Origin of the sequence: Acinetobacter sp. ACIN00229 (assembly GCF_016106645.1) — a bacterium.
GTDB classification, from domain to species: Bacteria; Pseudomonadota; Gammaproteobacteria; order Pseudomonadales; family Moraxellaceae; genus Acinetobacter; species Acinetobacter oleivorans.
The window spans coordinates 249,416-268,921 of the sequence record NZ_JADWOM010000002.1 but is presented as its reverse complement, the minus strand read 5'-3'; the positions used below and the strand labels follow the sequence as shown (position 1 = coordinate 268,921).

Annotated in this window: 17 protein-coding genes; 12 read left to right on the top strand and 5 right to left on the bottom strand. The window is 38.9% G+C overall.

Annotated elements, in window-relative coordinates; translation table 11 throughout:
• Positions 1–177: 177 nt before the first annotated feature.
• Positions 178–2,415 carry an NADP-dependent isocitrate dehydrogenase gene (locus I7H67_RS02650; RefSeq protein ID WP_198307002.1) on the top strand — a complete coding sequence of 746 codons (2,238 nt, stop codon included), beginning with the start codon at positions 178–180 and terminating at the stop codon, positions 2,413–2,415.
• 118 nt (positions 2,416–2,533) lie between these two features.
• Here I7H67_RS02650 and I7H67_RS02645 read toward each other — a convergent pair whose 3' ends face one another.
• Positions 2,534–3,322 (bottom strand): rRNA large subunit pseudouridine synthase E, encoded by a 789-nt coding sequence (locus tag I7H67_RS02645; RefSeq protein WP_198307001.1) that lies wholly within the window; start codon positions 3,320–3,322, stop codon positions 2,534–2,536.
• A gap of 196 nt (positions 3,323–3,518) precedes the next feature.
• Between I7H67_RS02645 and icd the strand changes: the two genes are divergently transcribed.
• Positions 3,519–4,775 carry an NADP-dependent isocitrate dehydrogenase gene (gene icd / locus I7H67_RS02640; protein WP_198307000.1) on the top strand — a complete coding sequence of 419 codons (1,257 nt, stop codon included), beginning with the start codon at positions 3,519–3,521 and terminating at the stop codon, positions 4,773–4,775.
• Positions 4,776–4,811: 36 nt separating this feature from the next.
• Here icd and I7H67_RS02635 read toward each other — a convergent pair whose 3' ends face one another.
• The gene (locus I7H67_RS02635; protein ID WP_080749844.1) at positions 4,812–4,937 is read right to left on the bottom strand and encodes a hypothetical protein; all 126 of its coding nucleotides are present in this window, start codon (positions 4,935–4,937) and stop codon (positions 4,812–4,814) included.
• A complete protein-coding gene (locus I7H67_RS02630) occupies positions 4,934–6,112 on the bottom strand; it encodes a YbfB/YjiJ family MFS transporter (protein WP_227602513.1) in 1,179 nt (392 codons plus the stop codon). The genes I7H67_RS02635 and I7H67_RS02630 overlap by 4 nt, the downstream gene beginning before the upstream one ends.
• Positions 6,113–6,208: 96 nt before the next feature.
• Here I7H67_RS02630 and I7H67_RS02625 point away from each other — a divergent pair, with 96 nt between their 5' ends.
• From I7H67_RS02625 to I7H67_RS02610, 4 genes are all read left to right on the top strand, one after another.
• The gene (locus I7H67_RS02625; protein WP_198306998.1) at positions 6,209–7,090 is read left to right on the top strand and encodes a LysR family transcriptional regulator; all 882 of its coding nucleotides are present in this window, start codon (positions 6,209–6,211) and stop codon (positions 7,088–7,090) included.
• Positions 7,091–7,298: 208 nt separating this feature from the next.
• Positions 7,299–8,693 (top strand): L-cystine transporter, encoded by a 1,395-nt coding sequence (locus I7H67_RS02620; protein WP_005307367.1) that lies wholly within the window; start codon positions 7,299–7,301, stop codon positions 8,691–8,693.
• Between the two features lie 150 nt (positions 8,694–8,843).
• On the top strand, positions 8,844–9,659 hold the full coding sequence (locus tag I7H67_RS02615; protein WP_198306997.1) for a PhzF family phenazine biosynthesis protein: 816 nt from the start codon (positions 8,844–8,846) through the stop codon (positions 9,657–9,659).
• 122 nt (positions 9,660–9,781) lie between these two features.
• Entirely contained in the window at positions 9,782–12,544 is a 2,763-nt protein-coding gene (locus I7H67_RS02610; protein ID WP_198306996.1) for a M16 family metallopeptidase, read from the top strand.
• Positions 12,545–12,605: 61 nt separating this feature from the next.
• On the opposite strand, the gene I7H67_RS02605 is transcribed toward I7H67_RS02610, so the two are convergent.
• Positions 12,606–12,989 carry a DUF3144 domain-containing protein gene (locus I7H67_RS02605; protein WP_004790823.1) on the bottom strand — a complete coding sequence of 128 codons (384 nt, stop codon included), beginning with the start codon at positions 12,987–12,989 and terminating at the stop codon, positions 12,606–12,608.
• Between the two features lie 107 nt (positions 12,990–13,096).
• Here I7H67_RS02605 and I7H67_RS02600 point away from each other — a divergent pair, with 107 nt between their 5' ends.
• Positions 13,097–13,729 carry a hypothetical protein gene (locus tag I7H67_RS02600; RefSeq protein WP_005307359.1) on the top strand — a complete coding sequence of 211 codons (633 nt, stop codon included), beginning with the start codon at positions 13,097–13,099 and terminating at the stop codon, positions 13,727–13,729.
• Positions 13,730–13,764: 35 nt separating this feature from the next.
• Here I7H67_RS02600 and I7H67_RS02595 read toward each other — a convergent pair whose 3' ends face one another.
• On the bottom strand, positions 13,765–15,228 hold the full coding sequence (locus I7H67_RS02595; protein ID WP_198306995.1) for a CYTH and CHAD domain-containing protein: 1,464 nt from the start codon (positions 15,226–15,228) through the stop codon (positions 13,765–13,767).
• Positions 15,229–15,393: 165 nt separating this feature from the next.
• Here I7H67_RS02595 and I7H67_RS02590 point away from each other — a divergent pair, with 165 nt between their 5' ends.
• From I7H67_RS02590 to I7H67_RS02570, 5 genes are all read left to right on the top strand, one after another.
• Entirely contained in the window at positions 15,394–15,777 is a 384-nt protein-coding gene (locus tag I7H67_RS02590) for a DUF962 domain-containing protein (protein WP_111854442.1), read from the top strand.
• 115 nt (positions 15,778–15,892) lie between these two features.
• Positions 15,893–16,504 carry a thiamine phosphate synthase gene (gene thiE, locus I7H67_RS02585; RefSeq protein ID WP_198306994.1) on the top strand — a complete coding sequence of 204 codons (612 nt, stop codon included), beginning with the start codon at positions 15,893–15,895 and terminating at the stop codon, positions 16,502–16,504.
• A 42-nt stretch (positions 16,505–16,546) separates the two neighbouring features.
• A complete protein-coding gene (gene hemL / locus I7H67_RS02580; protein ID WP_013197129.1) occupies positions 16,547–17,845 on the top strand; it encodes a glutamate-1-semialdehyde 2,1-aminomutase in 1,299 nt (432 codons plus the stop codon).
• A gap of 62 nt (positions 17,846–17,907) precedes the next feature.
• Complete coding sequence (locus tag I7H67_RS02575) at positions 17,908–18,612, top strand: acyl carrier protein (RefSeq protein WP_198306993.1); 705 nt, start codon at positions 17,908–17,910, stop codon at positions 18,610–18,612.
• Between the two features lie 132 nt (positions 18,613–18,744).
• Complete coding sequence (locus I7H67_RS02570) at positions 18,745–19,383, top strand: RluA family pseudouridine synthase (RefSeq protein ID WP_111854438.1); 639 nt, start codon at positions 18,745–18,747, stop codon at positions 19,381–19,383.
• Positions 19,384–19,506: the final 123 nt, after the last annotated feature.

Here is a 19,506-nt window from a genome sequence, read left to right as displayed (position 1 = left end):
ATCTATATATTTGAATTATGTATTATTTCGCTACGAAATGTCGTTATCACTGGATATTTCGTTGACTGGAAGGCAATGAGAGCCGATACTCTCAGGGTTTTATTTAAGCATATCGGTTCGTAGGCACTGGGCCAAAAGCTCGGTCCTCAACACTCAATCAAACGGAAGGGGCTATATATGGCTGGTGAAAAGTCAACTATTATTTACACACTGACTGACGAGGCGCCACTATTGGCGACCTATTCGCTACTGCCGATCATTGAGACCTTTACTAAGCCAGCTGGCATCGAGATTATTAAAAGTGACATCTCTGTAGCTGCACGTGTGCTCGCAGAATTCGCTGATTACCTAAGTGAAGAGCAAAAGGTATCCGACAACCTTGCAGAGCTTGGTCGTCTTACACAAGATCCAGATACTAACATTATCAAACTCCCGAACATTAGTGCGTCTGTTGCGCAATTAACTGCATGTATCAAAGAGCTTCAATCAAAAGGTTATGCAATTCCTGATTATCCGGAAAATCCTGCAACCGAAGAAGAAAAATCAATCAAAGCTCGTTATGGTAAGTGCCTTGGTTCAGCAGTAAACCCTGTCCTTCGTGAAGGTAACTCTGACCGCCGTGCTCCAGCAGCAGTTAAAAACTATGCGAAAAAACACCCTCATTCAATGAGCGAGTGGAAACAGTGGTCACAAACTCACGTTTCACATATGGAAGAAGGTGACTTCTACCATGGTGAAAAATCAATGACACTTGATCGCGCACGTAATGTGAAAATGGAACTTATCACGACCAGTGGTAAGAGCATTGTTCTTAAGCCAAAAGTTGCGCTTCAAGAAGGCGAAATCATTGACTCAATGTTCATGAGCAAGAAAGCACTTTGTGATTTCTATGAAAAAGAACTTGATGATTGTAAAGAAGCGGGAATTTTATTCTCTCTACACGTAAAAGCGACAATGATGAAAGTTTCACACCCGATCGTTTTCGGTCACTGTGTGAAAATTTACTACAAAGAAGCTTTCGAAAAACACGGTAAGTTATTTGACGAATTAGGTATTAACGTTAATAACGGTATGGCTGGGTTATACGAAAAAATCGAAACTCTTCCTACTTCATTACGTGAAGAAATCATTGAAGACTTACATGCTTGTCAAGAACACCGTCCTGCACTTGCAATGGTTGACTCAGCAAAAGGCATCACAAACTTCCATTCACCAAACGACATTATCGTTGATGCTTCTATGCCAGCAATGATCCGTGCGGGTGGTAAAATGTGGGGTGCTGATGGTAAGCAATATGATGCTAAAGCTGTTATGCCAGAATCAACATTTGCTCGTATTTACCAAGAAATGATCAACTTCTGTAAGTGGCATGGTAACTTCGATCCGAAGACTATGGGTACTGTACCGAACGTTGGCTTGATGGCTCAAAAAGCTGAAGAATACGGTTCTCACGATAAGACTTTTGAAATTTCAGAAGCTGGTATTGCAAACATTACCGATCTTGACACTGGTGAAGTGTTATTGACTCAAAATGTTGAAGAAGGCGATATCTGGCGTATGTGTCAGGTTAAAGACGCTCCGATTCGTGACTGGGTAAAACTTGCAGTAACTCGTGCACGTAACTCAGGCATGCCTGCGATCTTCTGGCTTGACCCGTACCGTCCACACGAAAATGAATTGATCAAAAAAGTACAAACGTATTTAAAAGATCATGACACGACTGGTCTTGATATCCAGATTATGTCTCAAGTTCGTGCAATGCGTTACACACTTGAGCGTGTAGTACGTGGTCTAGATACTATTTCTGTGACTGGTAACATCTTACGTGACTACTTAACTGACTTGTTCCCAATTATGGAACTTGGTACTTCTGCGAAAATGTTATCTATCGTTCCGCTTATGGCGGGTGGTGGTATGTACGAGACTGGTGCGGGTGGTTCAGCGCCAAAACACGTACAACAGCTTGTTGAAGAAAACCACTTACGTTGGGATTCGCTTGGTGAGTTCCTTGCTCTAGCAGCTTCTTTAGAAGAAATGGGCATTAAAGAAAATAATGCTCGTGCTAAGTTACTTGCGAAGACTCTTGATGAAGCAACTGACAAGTTACTTGATAATGGTAAGTCTCCATCACGCCGTACAGGTGAGATTGACAACCGTGGTAGCCATTTCTACTTGTCACTTTACTGGGCAGAAGCACTTGCTGCACAGAACGAAGATGCTGAGTTAAAAGCTAAATTTGCTTCACTTGCAAAAACATTAGCTGAAGAAGAGCCGAAGATTGTTGCTGAACTTGCTCAAGTACAAGGTAAGCCAGCTGACATCGGTGGTTACTATGCAATTGATAAAGCAAAAGTAGATGCTGTAATGCGTCCAAGTGCTACATTTAATGCAGCTCTTGCAACTGTTAGTGCTTAATTACTAACTCTTTAGTGAATAGCTCAAAAGCCGGTGTATAAACACCGGCTTTTTTTATTTTTATAAAAATAAATGGCATTAAAAAAGCCCACCGAAGTGAGCTTTGAAAATTTAGATCTTAACGACTATTACGTCCGCGACCACGTGGTGCTTTTGTATTTGGACGAGTTGTACCATTAGTCTTACGACGTGGCTTTTCACTTTCATCCATTTGCCAAATACGTTTTGTACCAGACTTTTTCGCAGAACCATCTTTGTTTTTACGAACCATCGGTTTACCGCCAGTACCACCTGGTTTTTTCACATATGAACGTGAACGATAAGGCTCTTCCGAAGGAACATCTTTAAAGTCTGGGTAGAGTAGGGGTTCGATTTCTTTGATGTCGCCCGGTTGTAATCCTAATTGGACTAAATCAATTGAACCAATTTTAGTACGAATGAGACGTAAAGTTGGAAAACCTACCGCAGAAGTCATACGACGAACTTGACGGTTACGGCCTTCGCAAATTGAAATTTCGACCCAAGACGTTGGAATGTTGGCACGATAACGTACAGGTGGGTTACGTTCCCATAACCACTCAGGTTCACTTACTTTAATGGCAGTAGCTGGAAGTGTCATACCATCATTAAGTTCTACACCTTTACGAAGCTGCTCAAGGGCTTCTTCGGTTACATCGCCATCAACTTGAACTAAATACGTTTTGTATTTTTTATTTGCAGGATTGGTAATGAACTGATTCAGACCACCATGATCGGTTAAAAAGACTAAACCCTCAGAGTCCATATCAAGACGGCCTGCCAAGCGCAAAGTCGGGTCATCAACAAAGTCTGAGACGGTCATATGCGCTTCGTCTTTACGAAACTGGGAGAGAACGTCATAAGGTTTGTTGAGAATGACAATTTTCATAAAAAATGGCTTCTTCTTTCAAATAACTAGAGAAAACATTGAGCTATATTTAAGTGTGAAATTTGCTTATTTCCCACATAAATCTCAAAAAGAATTAAATTCGATTAAGCTATTATGCGTTAATAAAAGTTGAAAGTATTGTTTATCGATAATTATTTTTAGTTAATTAAGTATTATAAAAGGGAGAATTTACACAATGGGTTATCAGAAGATCGTAGTTCCTGCTGACGGCGACAAAATTAAAGTAAATGCAGACCTGTCACTGAACGTACCAAACCATCCAATTATTCCTTTCATTGAAGGTGATGGTATTGGTGTGGATATTACGCCAACTATGAAAACAGTTGTAGATGCTGCTATTTTAAAAGCTTACGGTGGCAAGCGCTCAATCGAATGGATGGAAGTGTATTGCGGTGAAAAAGCCAATAAAATTTATGGCAACTACATGCCAGAAGAAACTTTTGAAGCACTCCGTGAGTTCGTTGTATCTATCAAAGGTCCGTTAACGACTCCGGTGGGTGGAGGCATTCGTTCACTCAACGTTGCCTTACGCCAAGAATTAGATCTATATGTTTGCGTACGTCCAGTACGTTGGTTTAAAGGCGTTCCTTCACCTGTTCAGCACCCAGAATTAACGGATATGGTGATTTTCCGTGAGAACTCGGAAGATATCTATGCAGGTATTGAATGGAAAGCCGATTCTGAAGAAGCTAAAAAAGTGATTAGGTTTCTTCAAGAAGAAATGGGTGTCACAAAAATCCGTTTCCCTGAAGGATGTGGGATTGGAATTAAACCTGTATCGAAAGAAGGTTCACAGCGTTTAGTCCGTAAAGCCATTCAGTTTGCAATTGAAAATGACAAGCCTTCTGTGACCCTTGTTCACAAGGGAAATATCATGAAATACACCGAAGGGGCATTTAAAGAGTGGGGCTATGAACTGGCTCTAGATCGTTTCGGTGGAGAACTAATTGATGGTGGTCCATGGGTTAAAATTAAAAATCCTAGAACTGGTAAAGACATCATTATTAAAGATGTCATTGCAGATGCGTTCTTACAGCAAATTTTAATGCGTCCAGCAGATTATTCCGTTATTGCTACTCTAAATTTAAATGGTGATTATATTTCTGATGCTTTGGCAGCTGAAGTAGGCGGCATTGGTATTGCACCAGGTGCAAATATTGGAGGTGCAATTGCAGTTTATGAAGCAACTCATGGTACTGCGCCTAAATATGCAGGTCAGGATAAAGTAAACCCGGGTTCTATTATTCTTTCCGCAGAAATGATGCTACGTGATATGGGCTGGACAGAAGCTGCAGACCTGATCATTAAAGGAATTGCTGGAGCGATTGCAGCTAAAACCGTAACTTACGATTTTGAACGCCTAATGCCAGGTGCAACCTTATTACGTTGTTCTGAATTTGGTGATGCGATTATAAAACATATGGGAGAGTAATCTTCTATAAAAAAAGCCCTCGGTTGAGGGCTTTTTTTATTGCATAAATTCTGGATGCTTCGGAGACTTAATAAAACCAGTTTTCTTTTGATAACTCTGGTCTAGGGCTTGAATAACAAGAACGAAAGCAACTAGAAATAAAGGAAAGAGCAGAGTTTTCACGATTTGTTTTCTCCGAGAGTTGAGGTGAAAGAAGGGCGTACAGGAAATAAAAGGCAAACTGCAAAAAGAAGAACGATTCCACCCAAAAGAAAGAGATGGGCATAAGACCAATGCAAATGATGTAAAGTACTAATGACAACCCCACCTAAAAGCTGAGTGCTAGCAAACCCAATGGTGGCAAGGCTCCAAAGCTTTTGATAACGTTGCTCATAAATCTGTAGCAGACTATAAGAACTAATAAATACGGTTGCGGGAGTGAGTAAGCCTGTCAGAAGTGAAGACAAGGCGAGTAAAGAAGCGGTCTGTGAAAGGAAAGGCAAAACAACGGCTAGGCAGTAAATCGCATATAACCATTTAATGGCTTGTATATATCCAATTATTCGGCTTAAGCAATAAGCGACAAATGCACCAATGCAGCTTCCTACTCCATACAGAACCCAAAATAAATTCCTTTGCTGCAATGGAAAATGCAGAGTTCCAGATAAATAATCCATCCAAAACAAAGAATGTGGAATATAGGCAAAGGCACTACACATATAGGCAATAATAATGACAAGGCCTAAACGTGATTTTTGTGAGGCTTGTAAAGTAGTAGATTGAGGTTTAATAATCTGGGCAGTATTGCTACTTAATAAGCGATAAAGAGTTAAGCTTCCTAATAAAGAAATACCTGCAAAAATATCCCAAACATAATGCACGGGCATATTTTTAAGTAGGGGAATAATAATGGTGGCAGATAAAACCCCTACACCAATCCCGCTAAATCCTAAAAAGTTAACTTTTAATCTTTGCGTGGTGGGAATGTATTTCATTGCAAAGCTAGGTGCCAAAATCATAAGTAAGCCGCCAGCAATACCTGAAATCGTACGCCAAAAAATGAACCACACCAAAGGCATATCCATGAATGAACAGCATAGTAGGCTGAGGCTGCCAGCTATAGTCGAAAGTACGATCATGGGTGGAATGTACTTTTCTTTAATACTCAATAGCGCTAATAAGGCACCCATGAGATATCCCAATAAATTTGCGCTGCCTAGGTAACTGGCAAAATCATGAGTCCAGTGGTACTGCTCGATCATGATGGGCATGAGTGCGGTATAGGAAAATCTAAAAACACCAATTCCTAAACAAGTTGCCAAAAAGACAATTAAGCTCATTCGATAAAACGTAGACATGAGAAGACGCTCAATTTTTTTATTATTAAAAGCGAGTTTATCAATCATTAAAAATGATTTAATATGATAGTAATTATCTTATTTTGAGATAGTGAAATGTTACTTAAGTCTTTAGAGTTTTTTTTAGCGGTTGTAGAGAGTGGAAGTTTTTCATTAGCTGCCAAAAAAATGTATACGGTTCAATCGAATATCACGAGCCATATAAAAAAACTTGAAGAAGAGTTAGGGGTTATTTTATTCAATCGTAATAACCCTGTGACTTTAACGAATGCAGGACAACAGCTACATAGTTATGCTGTTCAAATGATTGCACTGCATGACAAAGCTAAAAAGATCTTTCAAGAAGGTGATATTGACCCGAATGAAACCATTCGTTTGGGCAGCATGGAAACAACCGCAGCAATACGTTTGCCACAGTTGCTCAATAAATCTATGCAGCAATATCCTACTTTGCCCATCGAGCTTCAAACTCATCCAACCCGTTATTTATTAAATGCGGTACATCAGGGGGAATTGGACTGTGCTTTTGTGGCATCTAAACATTCAATTCCTGAGTTATATAGTTTTCCTGTGTGGCATGAAGAGCTGGTTTTGGTTTGCCCTAAGCAACAACAGAGTTTTCCAGACAAGGCAACCCTTGCAAAGACCAGATTTATTGCATTTCGGCAAGGTTGTTCATATCGACATGCCATAGAGCTTTTCTTGAATGACTTTAGTATTCCGCCTTCGCAAATTATGGAAATGGGTAGTCTTGATGGAATCGTGAGTTGTGTAGAGTTGGGTGTTGGTTTTGCTTTATTACCGAAATCATATCTCACAAAAGTTGCAGATAAAGTTTCAGTTAATTGTTTTGGACTAAATACAGAATCTGCTTTTTTCACTACATATTTAGTTGCCCAGTTACCAGAAACATGGGGGACCAATTTAAAGCAATTTATTCATTTTATTGAGCAGCAATTTGAATTAAAGGTTGCTTAAGTAGAGGCTGGTTTTTATACATAAATATCTCACTTAATTTATAAATTAAAAGTGATATATATGTATTTAAAAGTCATTTTATATTCTCACGCAAGTTTGTAATCATCTTGATGCTATAAAATTGTTGAAAAGGGTAGTTTATATAGGCCGGCTATGGTCAAATATGCCCCCTTGAAAGATGACACAAGCAATAATTTGGAGTTTGGGAATGAATATACCCTTAATCATCAATATTGTGGTTTTTGTCGGGTTAATATTTTTACTCGCCCAAACACGTAAAACAGACTGGAGCTTATCGAAGAAAGTTCTGGCTGGCTTAGTTCTAGGTGTAGTGTTTGGTTTAGGACTACATTTGATTTATGGCGGTGGCCATCCGATTCTTGCTGAATCTATTAGCTGGTTTAATATCGTTGGAAACGGCTATGTAAAACTTTTACAAATGGTCGTTATGCCTTTGGTATTTGTGTCTATTTTGGGAGCAGTTGCAAAATTACACCAAGCCTCATCTTTAGGCAAAATCAGTTTTTATACGATTGGCACTTTACTCTTTACAACGCTGATTGCTGCACTCGTAGGTGTATTTGTTACTAACCTATTTGGCTTAACGGCAAAAGGTTTAGTGCAAGGTGCTGCTGAAACTGCACGCTTAACTGCCATTAATACAGATTATGTAGGCAAAGTTACTGATTTAAGTGTACCGCAATTTATTCTTTCCTTTATTCCAAGTAATCCATTTGCTGAATTAACTGGTGCAAACCCAACTTCAATTATTAGTGTGGTTATTTTTGCTGTCTTTTTAGGTATAGCAGCGCTTAACCTAATGAAAGATGATGCAGAGAAAGGCCAGCGTATTCTGACTGCAATTCAGACGTTGCAGTCTTGGGTAATGAAGTTGGTTCGTTTAGTGATGACCCTTACACCGTATGGTGTTTTTGCCCTCATGACCAAAGTTGTGGCAAGTTCGAATGTTGCAGATATCTTAAATCTAGGCGGTTTCTTGGTGGCATCTTATTTAGGTTTAGCCATCATGTTTGTCGTTCATGCCATTATTTTGACCCTGACAGGTGTTTCTCCTGTTAAGTTCTTCAAAAAAGTTGCTCCTGTTCTGACTTTCGCATTTACCAGCCGTTCAAGTGCTGCCAGTATTCCACTGAGCATTGAGACGCAAACTCGCCGTTTAGGTATTCCTGAATCTATTGCAAGTTTTTCTGCTTCTTTTGGTGCGACCATTGGTCAAAATGGTTGTGCGGGTTTATACCCAGCAATGTTGGCAGTCATGGTTGCGCCAACCATGGGAATTAACACGCTAGACCCAATGTGGATTGCATCGTTAGTGGGTATTGTGACTTTAAGTTCAATTGGGGTTGCCGGAGTAGGTGGTGGTGCGACTTTTGCAGCATTGATCGTTCTTCCTGCTATGGGCTTACCTGTGACTTTAGTTGCACTTCTTATTTCAATTGAACCACTCATTGATATGGGACGTACTGCATTAAACGTAAATGGTTCAATGACTGCGGGCGTAGTTACGAGCCAATTTATGGGTCAGACCGATAAAGACATATTAAATAGTGAAGATGAAATTGAGTTAACTCAACATCATTAAGACTTAGTATTAAACGGCTCATCCACTTTGGATGAGCCGTTTTTTTTACATGCTTAAATTGCCCCTGTGATGTTAATTTTTAAAAAACTGTATCTGTTTTTCTTTTAAATAATTTTCGAAAATGGACCTATTACAAAAGAGAGCACTATCATGAAAATGTATCAAGTCGATGCTTTTACAAAAGAGTTGTTTCGTGGCAATCCTGCGGCTGTGATTGTTGAAAAAGAGTGGCTAAATGTAGATTTAATGCAAAAGATAGCACTTGAAAATAATTTATCTGAGACTGCTTTTGTAAAAATCATAGACGCTGAAAATTATGAAATTCGTTGGTTTACGCCAACAGTTGAAGCCGATTTTTGTGGGCATGCGACTCTTGCTAGTGCTTTTGTAATATTTAAAGATTTTACGGAAAAAAAGACCATTAATTTTCATGTCCGAAACTTAGGTCTTTTTATCGTTCATCAAGATGATGATGGCAAAATCAGAATGAATTTTCCAATTCGTAAAGCTCAACAAATTGAAGATTATCCGGCTGTTTTACGTCAAGCATTAACCAAACCTTTTAAAGCGGTTTATCAAAATGTTCAAGCCTACATTGTTGAATATGAGTCAGTGCAAGATGTATTAGACGAGCGGCCTGACATGAGCTTGCTCAAAACCCTCGGTAAACGGACTGCGATTACAACCACGGGAATGGAGGTTGCAATAACCTCAAAAGCAGACCAGCAATATGACTGTATATCGCGTTATTTTGCACCTGTCGCGGGTATTGATGAAGATCCTGTTACAGGTTCAGTTCATACTGCAATAGCGCCGTTATGGGCAGAAAAACTGGGCAAAAATAATATATTGGCTTATCAAGCTTCTAGCCGTGGAGGCGTTTTATATTGCAATATCCTGTCTGAAGAGCGTATTGAAATTTCAGGCTATGGAAAACTTTATATGCAAGCTGAAATTTTTCTTTAAAATATAAGGCCGTTTAAATAAACGGCTTTTTTTTCAAATCTTTACTATTAATGTCAGCTTAAATTTCCTACTATAGTCCCACAACTATTGATTTTTTATTATTCAAATTAATTGGTATTTATATGTTTATGCAGTTTAAACAACTGACTCTCTCCCTATGTATTCTTGGTTTAAGTGCTGCGTCTTTTGCACAAACCACACTAGTAAAAAGCAAGCAAAATATTGAGGAATATAAATTAGATAATGGTTTTCGGATTGTACTTGCACCGAATGACAAAGAAAATAAAATCTTTATTAATACCATTTATTTAACTGGTTCATTAAATGACCCGCAAGGTAAAAGCGGTTTAGCTCATTTGCTTGAACACTTGGCTTTTAAGGGGACAAAAAATGTTAAAGGGGAAGAATTCCAGCGTCGTCTAGATCAATATACATTGATGACCAACGCCAGCACCGATTATTACTCGACCAAATATACCAATATCGTTCGTCCGGAAAAGACCGCGCTCAATGAAGTGTTATATCTTGAATCGGAACGTATGGACAAATTAGTTCTCCAAGAAAAATTTGTTCCTTCTGAAATTGAAATCGTAAAACGCGAACGTGAAGTCCGTATGGATCAGCCTTTTGCTGTCCTGATGGATCAAATGTGGAAGTCAGCTTATGGTAACCAATATTTAGGTCGTTTACCGATTGGTGATTTACCTGAGCTTAAATCTATTAAAATGCCTGAATTGAATCAGTTCTATCGTAGCTGGTATGTGCCTAATAATGCAGTCATGGTGATTTCAGGTAAGTTCGATAAGACAGATGTCTTAAAAACCATTGATCAATACTTTAGCCCAATTGCGGCGCGTGATGTTCCTAAGCCTGTACAGATTCCTGTGCTCGACTCTACAAAAATAAAAAATCGTCAGTTTGTGGTAAAAAAGGGGAGCGATCTCGCTAAATTCCATATCTATATGAATGGTAAAAATACCAAAATTCAGCCAACACTCGCTTTAGCACCTTTGTTATATACCATGCAGCCAAGTGGTCATCTATACCAGAATATGGTTGAAACAGGCATTACCACAAATGTTGATGCAAGTACGTGGTTAGACCAAGATTTTAATGTGGTGTTTTTGGGTGCCATTTATTCACCAAGTAATGACCCTAAAAAAGTTGAAAGCTCTCTGCTAGCGGGTATCGAGAAAGGAAAGCCTTTTACTGAGGTTGAATTAAATCGTGTTAAGAGTTTAATGAAAACTCAAGGTGATTTAATTACTAAAGATGCGGTAGCACTTGGGTCACGTTTAAGTGATTACACTGTCGCTGGCGGTCAGTGGGATCAATATTTTAAAGATTTAGATTCAGTAGAAAACGTTAAGTTAGACCAAGTGAATCAAACTTTAAAACAATTCCTTGTTGCAGAGCATCGTATTGACGGTGATATTTTACCAACACCTGAAGATCAGAAAAAAGCTCAACAGCAAAATGCAAAAGACGCACCTAAAACTCTAGATCAGGTAGAAGCAAAGGCAGAGCCTTTAAAAGATCCAAAGGTGTATCAACAAGAAGTCGCGGAGTTTTTAAAAACTTCTAAGCAATATGTTGAAAGCAATGAGAAAAAGATTATCCGTGGAAAACTGAAAAATGGAATGAAGTACGCTTTATTCCCAGTTGAAACACGTGATGATCGTACTTATGCAACGATTACGATGGACTTCGGAACAGAAAAATCTTTATTTAATAAAGGTACGGTCGTTGATTTAACTTCATACTTATTGCTTCGTGGTTCTGATAAATACAGTTTGCAAGATATTGCCGATAAATCGATTGATGCGGGCGGCGCGGCTTATGCAAGTGCTGACGGCAATGGCATGACTATTAATATTCAGTCTAAATCAGAAAAATTTGATGAGTTTTTCGAGTTTGTTCTTGATGTGATGAAAAATCCAAAATTTGAGCAATCTCAATTTGATTTAATTAAATCGCAAAGTTTATCAAGTCTTGATCGTCCTTATACCGAGCCAGATGTAGTAGCGGGCTTAACACTTTCACGTTTACTCGAAGAATATCAACCGGGTGATTTGCGTTATCACTTTGAACCTGAACTGGCAAAACAGCAATTGAAAAATGCAACTCAAGAGCAAGTGAAAGAGTTGTATGAGCGTTTCTTTGCAATGAACCATGCTCAAATTGCTATTACAGGTAAATTTGATGCGAAAAAAATGCAGAAATTACTTAATCAGGAATTTGGTCGTTGGAATGGTAAACAGCCTTATCAAAAAATCTTGATTAATCATGTTGATTTTCCAGCTCAGCAAGTTCATGTTTTATCTGAGCAGCGCGAATTTGGTAGTTACCAAAGTGTGCTTTCAATTCCAGTTGGGAAAAACCATCCAGATGCATCTGCATTAATTTTACTTAACTATATTTTAGGTGAGTCTCAAATTTCATCACGTTTGGCTCAAGAGCTTCGTGAGAAAAATGCGCTAGTCTATGGTTTTGGAAGTGGGCTGCAACTTGACCGTGATACGAATGTAGGGGCCTTAAGTATTAGTGCAAATTATACTTCTGGTCGCTCAGCACAAGTGTCTGCATCAATACATAAAGTGTTGAATGACTTGTTGAAAAATGGTGTGACTGAGCAAGAGCTTGAAGCTGCTAAAGCAGATATCATGAAGAAACGCGTTACGGCATTAGAAGATGAACGTAATATTCATGGGATGTTAAATCTACAGCTTGAAACAGATAAAACATTACAAGACCGTATTCGACATGATCAAAACTTGACTAAACTGACTGTTGCAGACGTAAATGCAGTAATTAAAAAGTATATTAAACCTGAACATTTAGTTGAGGTGATGGCTGATCAATATGGTCAGGCAGCAAAAAAATAAAGTCTTATCGCAAATAAAAAGCCACTAAATTGTGGCTTTTTATTTGGATGTTTAAATCATCTTAATGATCATGTTTATGCGCATGAAAATCTTCATTTTTACGGAAACGTAAATAATTTTCGAACTGTTCACAGTACTCATCAAAATTATCTTCAAGCATCATTTGAAATTGTTGCACAAGATAAGACATCACTTGATCTTTAGCAGCGCGCATTTCTTCGCCATCTTTAAAATTATTTGCTGCTACCCACGTGTTAAAACGGGCACTAGCAAACAACATTGCTGCGCTTACTTGACCACGCAGTTCGGCTGGATCTGGCTTTTCACCTTTTGGCGGGCGACAAAAATCATTGGCTTGTTTAATGAATTCATCCGCACGCTCAAAGAAAACCGCATTTAACGCTTCTTCTTCAGTAATATCTGTTGCATTAATCTTTTGAGACATGACTTATTCCCGCAAAAATAGAGCTGCTTATTATAGGCAAACGCTTGCGGAAACAAAACCTTTGACTTAGTCTGTAAATAGCCTAAGTATTGGTTGGAGAGTCTAATATGCAAGATGCGATTGCTATTCAAAGTTTAAAAACAGATATTGCTTTATTACGCCAGCATGTTTTCCCACCTCAATATTTAGAACATGTTGAAGGATTGCCAATTTATTATGGCTTGCAAGAAGAAGTCGAAAATTATTATCACCAATGGCAGGACCTAATTGAAAGGGCACAAGAACTTTTTCAGCCATTTATGGAAGATGAATTACCAGATGCCATTCATTTGCCAAGTCATTTAAATTTACCGCTATTCTTTTTTCATGTAGATCGAATTCGGATTAATAAAACACGCGCAAAAGAATCGAAAACTTTCCGTGGTGTGGCAAGTCTTATTGAAAAATGCGGGCAGTTCGAAACTGATCAGATTTTTACAATGCAAGAATGGTTGCAGAGCGATGATACCGCGGCTCTAGTTGCTCACCGTGAATTTATCGATTTAAGAACGTATGTATTTCAACATGGACAAAGTGAATATACCCGTTCACGGTTTTATACCAATGGTATTGTGTTAGGGGTAGAACCACATTTTAAATTGGTCGATGCCCGTGATAAGCCAAGAAAGCAACGTAGTGATAGCTATAATGACCCGTTAGCAGATAACGGTGTGTGGAAAGTATTTGGTAAATACCGATAAAAAGTCGCTGCCTGTTTACAGCGACTTTTTATAAATTACCAGAAAGTTTCAGCTTGGCTAAAAGTTTGTAAAGCTTTTGCTGAGCGCTTTTGTAGGTGCGGTTGTTTGGCTTTTACCCAGCCTAAGGCAAACCAGAAAGATGAGTCATTTTCGACAACTTTATTGAAAATACCTTCCGCAATAAATAAGTCGTTATATTGACCTAAGGTGTTTTGTACAGGTTGTAGATGTTTTAAATATTGCTGTACTTTCTTGTCAGGATAAAGACTTGAAATAAACTCAACACAATAACGTAACTGCTTAGCTGTCTTTCGTATTTTGTGCTGTTCAGAAACTTCAAGCTCAGAGAAGTGTTCAGCATTGCTAATCACTTTATGATGTAATTTATCTAAACTCTTTTTAATATGTTTTTTTAATCCACCTGTTTTGTTCTTTGAATCTTCTTCTGAATACGCAAATGCTAATAAATCGAGTAATAGCTTAATCGTGTCCGCAGAGGTAAAGATTGTTGAGAGTTCTTTTGAGGGCTGAACTGAAACAGGTAGTAAAAGTTCTGGTGAGCCATGTTGTTGAATGACAGGTAACACCTCGGTACGGATAGCATCTTCATCACGAGTGTCTCCAAGCTTACGGAAAAGCTCGGCAATTTGTTCTTCCCAAACAGGGTTTAGCTCGCTTGACCAGCCAGAGAAGTGTTTTAGTGCACTGCGTAAACGACGTAAACTTACACGTGCCTGATGAATATGCTCAGGTTCGGCAACTCCATCGGCAATTACAGCCATATTGGGTAAGAATTGTCCTAAACAGTTTTCGATAATCTTTTTTAGAGCCTGTTCAGCAGTAATATCTTTATTTAATGTCAGCGCTTTGGCATGTACAGCGGGTGAGGCTGCTTGCCCCAGTGCTAATAAATTCCCACGCTCGGCTTTACTTCTGACATCAAGCCAAAGGGCATAACGATTAATCCATTGCTGTGCAAATTGAATTAGCGTTTTTACTGCGCCTTGCTTAAGTTCAAATTCGACTTCACAAATTATACTTTGTGTATCTGCAGTTTTTACGACGCCGTCATCTAAACAAACTTCAATAGCTGTATTATCTGCTTCAAACACATGATAGGTGCGCTGTACATCGGTCTCAAACTGCAAACTTAGTTTTTCAGCTTGCGTTCCTAAAACCGCATTGATTAAATCAGTTACGACTTTATTGTCTTGATATAACGCAAGATTTAAGTCAGGTTCTTGGTCACAAGCACCTAAATGAATTTCTTCTTCAACACGGTGCAGGTGGCTTTGACCTGCGGCTTTAAATGTTTGTACCCATTGATCATCTTCTTTACGTAAACGTAGGGCCATGCCATTTTTTGCGAGTAATCGATCAGGGGTATCGTAATACTTGGCCTGTAAGTGAATATATTTCGCTTTATGTTTTTTTAAGTATTGCTGGACAGTTTTTTTCTTCGATTCAGGTAACTGAAACTTTAGTTCGACTTCGACCATAATATATCTCCCTGAATCAGGTATTTAAACTATCTTGAATAAGTATAATAGCTTAGCGCTAAAAGTAATGCTTTTGATAGAGAAAGTTACAATCAAACATATGACGCTAGGCTTTTATTTAGGTGTACAATCAGGTGACGTTTTGATCAAATAAAAATCAGGAAGATGATCGTGAATGCACCAGTAAACTTTAGCCATGAAGCTCAGCCAGAGTTTGAATTGCCGATTAAAAACTATCAGGAATTTTATCGTTTTTATTTAACTGAACACCGTAACATCATGAGCAGACGCTTACATGTGGTGGGTAGCAGTATTGGTATATACTTTTTTTCAAAAGCAATTCGTAAGAAACAGGCCAAATATGTGCTCTATGGTTTGGTAGCGGGTTACGCAAATGCATGGGTTGGACATTTTGTGTTTGAAAAAAATAAGCCTGCCAGTTTTAAACAACCTTTCTATAGCTTTATTTCTGATTGGCGAATGTTGTCTGATGTTGCACGTGGTCGTTTGAGTTTGACTGATCGCAAGCATGACAAAATACCAAGTTAATTTTACTTTCTATTCTAAATATACCGATTGGTACTGGTAAGCCTATATCAATCGGTACTTATGATGTCCTATAAATCCGTTATACTAGCGAAGTTTTTTAAAGCGAGAGTAGAGTATGCGCGGTTTATATCTCATAACCAATGATGACCCAATCCAATTATTATTAGAAAAATTAGACGCCGCACTCGCAACTCATCAGGTCGCAATTTTACAGTACCGCCGTAAGAAAGTAGAAAAAGCAGACCAACCCGCAGAAGTTGAACAGATCAAACTTTTATGTGAAAAATATCAAGTTCCTTTTGTGATTAATGATGACCTAAAACTGGCTGCTCAGTTTGGTTTAGGTGTGCATTTAGGACAAAGTGACGGTGAAATTACTGATGCAAAATCGCAATTACCCGAAGGTGTCATTATTGGCCGTACTTGTCTAAACTCATTAGAACTCGCCCAAAAAGCAATTACAGATGGCGCGACTTATATTGCATTTGGTGCAGTCTACGCGACCTCTACAAAACCTGAAGCAGGCAATGTGGGTATCGAAGTGATTAAGCAAGCAGCAGCCCAATATGATTTACCAATTTGTGCGATTGGTGGTTTAACTGTTGAGAACTCAAAACCTGTGATTGAGGCTGGGGCTGACCTCTGTGCAGTCATTAGTGATATATTAGGCCGATCAACTGCTGAGATTCCTGCCCGTGTACAGGCCTGGGCACAACTATTTTCTTAAGCTTTCAAAATTATTTTTTAGATATTTAAGACGAGCATTTCCATGAGTTTATCTCCAAAGCAAGAACAGTTATTTAAACAAGCCAGCAAACACATTCCAGGTGGTGTGAACTCTCCGGTACGTGCCTTTAATGGCGTTGGGGGAACACCTGTTTTCATCGAGAAAGCAAAAGGTGCTTATTTATGGGATGTAGATGGTAAGCGTTATGTTGACTATGTTGGTTCTTGGGGACCAATGATTTTGGGCCATGCTCATCCAGAAATTATTAAAGCAGTACAAACAGCCGCAGAAGATGGTTTAAGTTTTGGTGCACCAACCGTACACGAAACAACGCTGGCAGATATTATCTGTGAAATCATGCCATCAATTGAATTGGTGCGTATGACTAACTCTGGTACAGAAGCAACCATGACCGCTATTCGTTTAGCGCGTGGTTACACTGGCCGTGACAAGATCGTGAAGTTTGAAGGTTGTTACCACGGTCACTCTGACTCACTTTTAGTAAAAGCAGGTTCAGGCTTACTGACTTTAGGTGAGGGTGAACCGACTTCAAAGGGTGTTCCTGTTGATTTTGCTAAACACACTTTAACGTTACCTTACAACGATATTGCAGCATTAAAAGAATGTTTTGCCAAATTTGGTCATGAAATTGCTGGCGTTATTATTGAGCCTGTCGCGGGTAACATGAATATGGTGAAACCAATCGACGGTTTCTTACAAGCTATTCGTGATGTGTGTGATGAATATAAATCTGTATTTATTATTGATGAAGTGATGACAGGTTTCCGTGTTGCTTTAGGTGGTGCTCAATCGGTTTATAACGTTAAACCTGATTTAACAACTTTAGGCAAAATTATTGGTGCTGGTTTACCTGTAGGTGCATTTGGTGGTAAGCGTGAAATCATGGAATGTATCGCACCTTTAGGCGGCGTATACCAAGCAGGTACATTGTCTGGAAACCCACTTGCTATGCGCGCGGGTATCGAGATGTTTAAACATTTACGCCAACCAGACTTTTACAGCAATTTATCTGCTCAACTTGAAAAGTTACTTGCAGGCTTACAAGCCGCAGCTAATGAAGCAGGTATTCCATTTAAAACTCAGCAAGCTGGTGCAATGTTCGGTCTTTACTTTACAGACCAAGAAGACATTACAAGTTTTGACTCTATGTTGGCGTGTGATATTGAAGCTTTCAAAAAGTTCTTCCATGGCATGTTAAAGCGTGGAGTAAACTTGGCACCTTCAGCATTTGAAGCAGGCTTTATTTCATCTGCTCACTCTGATGAAGATATCGAATATACGATTCAAGCTGCCAAAGAAACTTTCGCTGAAATGAAGTAAGCAAAAAAGCCCGTTTAAAACGGGCTTTTTAATTTGAGCTATTTTTATATTTGTAGAGAACAATGTTTTATCCCTTACCTCGAAAAATCCAATTAGCAGCAAATACTTCAAATTGGTCGATTGAGTCTACGCAAAGTATTTTGCTCATGGTTGGGCTAAATGAACTTGAAAAATCACCTGACTGGGCACACCAGCCATTAGCTGATCATTTAGAATTGCTAAGTAAAAGAGCACAAGCACTCGAAATTCCGGTTATTTTTATTGATGCATCTCAGCTTCAACAAACCATGTTGCAGTTAGGGCAGCGACTGTCATCAAATAGCAAAGCCCAAGTTGTGATGGCTGGTGATTTGTCACCTCTGTTTAAACAAGTCATGCAGCTTGTTTTATCTATTACCGATTATGTAGCTATTGTAAATGATGCGATCTTGGCGGCGAATCTAGAGCAGCACATTCAATGGGTTGAAAAGATCAGTTTTGACCATATAAAACATTTAAATACACAGACCTTAATGCGTCTATGGTCTTTAAGTATGCCGTCTGAATATATTTTGTCGGATAAAGGAATCTTATTGGCAATTGCTGAACAAGTGGGGCGACACCCCATGGAGATTCATCCTGAAATTGATTTACGAAACTACGGTTTAGATCAGTCTGCTGTTGATTATCTGGTCGAACTGTGGCGTGCGAATGGTGCGAGCTTGAGCACTGAAGAGATAATGCAAGCACCGACATTGCAGCATATTATGCAGTTATTGAAGCCTTGATTAACTATAGACTCCAAGTGATCCATAATATTTGCAAATTATGCTGTTAATTTACCCGAACGGCATTGTAATTCGGACGTAAGCTTTTTATTATTGCCCGCTTGTTTTTCATCTTGCCTTGGGAATACAACTTTGAGTGATTTTCTAAGTGAACATCTGATCTATCGTGATGATGATTTTATGGTGATTCATAAACCTTCGGACATCTTGAGTGTTCCTGGTAAGGGTGATTTACATGATAGCGTTTTGACAAGGTTGGTTGCGATTGAACCTAAAACTTTGCTCATTCATCGTCTAGACCGAGATACTTCAGGTATTTTAGTATTTGGTTTATCAAAGCGCGGTCAAAGTGCGATTGCGCGTCAATTTCAAGATCGTCAGACTTCAAAAATATATGAAGCGCTTGTCGCAGGTCATTTAGAGGGTGAGGGGACTGTAGATATTCCTGTCATCTACGATCCAAGCCGACCACCTTTACATATTGTCGACGCTTCTCACAACAAACCTGCTTTAACACATTGGCAGGCAGTAGAACATTTTCAGATTCAGGGACAGCCTGTAACTCGTGTGAAATTAACACCAATTACGGGCCGATCCCATCAACTCCGTGTACATATGCAATATCTTGGGCATCCAATTGTAGGTGACACGCTGTATGCAACGCCGGAGCAACAACTTGTTCCGCGTTTATGTTTGCATGCCAAACAGTTAAGTTTTAATCATCCTGTCACAGCAGAAACATTAACTTTTGACTGTCCCGTACCGTTTTAATGTAAAAATTTTAATGCGTGATTTTTTGTAGCAAAGTCATTTAATTGGTTTTTGCTTCAAAATTTTGCTTTAAAGACTACATAAAAAGATGCAAAAATAAGCTAATTTGCATCGTACAATATG

Excerpts from the sequence above, each read along its gene's own strand:
- I7H67_RS02650 (WP_198307002.1), top strand. The coding sequence starts at position 178 with ATGGCTGGTGAAAAGTCAACTATTATTTACACACTGACTGACGAGGCG.
- I7H67_RS02645 (WP_198307001.1), bottom strand. The coding sequence starts at position 3,322 with ATGAAAATTGTCATTCTCAACAAACCTTATGACGTTCTCTCCCAGTTT.
- icd (WP_198307000.1), top strand. The coding sequence starts at position 3,519 with ATGGGTTATCAGAAGATCGTAGTTCCTGCTGACGGCGACAAAATTAAA.
- I7H67_RS02630 (WP_227602513.1), bottom strand. The coding sequence starts at position 6,112 with ATGTCTACGTTTTATCGAATGAGCTTAATTGTCTTTTTGGCAACTTGT.
- I7H67_RS02625 (WP_198306998.1), top strand. The coding sequence starts at position 6,209 with ATGTTACTTAAGTCTTTAGAGTTTTTTTTAGCGGTTGTAGAGAGTGGA.
- I7H67_RS02620 (WP_005307367.1), top strand. The coding sequence starts at position 7,299 with ATGAATATACCCTTAATCATCAATATTGTGGTTTTTGTCGGGTTAATA.
- I7H67_RS02615 (WP_198306997.1), top strand. The coding sequence starts at position 8,844 with ATGAAAATGTATCAAGTCGATGCTTTTACAAAAGAGTTGTTTCGTGGC.
- I7H67_RS02610 (WP_198306996.1), top strand. The coding sequence starts at position 9,782 with ATGTTTATGCAGTTTAAACAACTGACTCTCTCCCTATGTATTCTTGGT.
- I7H67_RS02605 (WP_004790823.1), bottom strand. The coding sequence starts at position 12,989 with ATGTCTCAAAAGATTAATGCAACAGATATTACTGAAGAAGAAGCGTTA.
- I7H67_RS02600 (WP_005307359.1), top strand. The coding sequence starts at position 13,097 with ATGCAAGATGCGATTGCTATTCAAAGTTTAAAAACAGATATTGCTTTA.
- I7H67_RS02595 (WP_198306995.1), bottom strand. The coding sequence starts at position 15,228 with ATGGTCGAAGTCGAACTAAAGTTTCAGTTACCTGAATCGAAGAAAAAA.
- I7H67_RS02590 (WP_111854442.1), top strand. The coding sequence starts at position 15,394 with ATGATCGTGAATGCACCAGTAAACTTTAGCCATGAAGCTCAGCCAGAG.
- thiE (WP_198306994.1), top strand. The coding sequence starts at position 15,893 with ATGCGCGGTTTATATCTCATAACCAATGATGACCCAATCCAATTATTA.
- hemL (WP_013197129.1), top strand. The coding sequence starts at position 16,547 with ATGAGTTTATCTCCAAAGCAAGAACAGTTATTTAAACAAGCCAGCAAA.
- I7H67_RS02575 (WP_198306993.1), top strand. The coding sequence starts at position 17,908 with ATGTTTTATCCCTTACCTCGAAAAATCCAATTAGCAGCAAATACTTCA.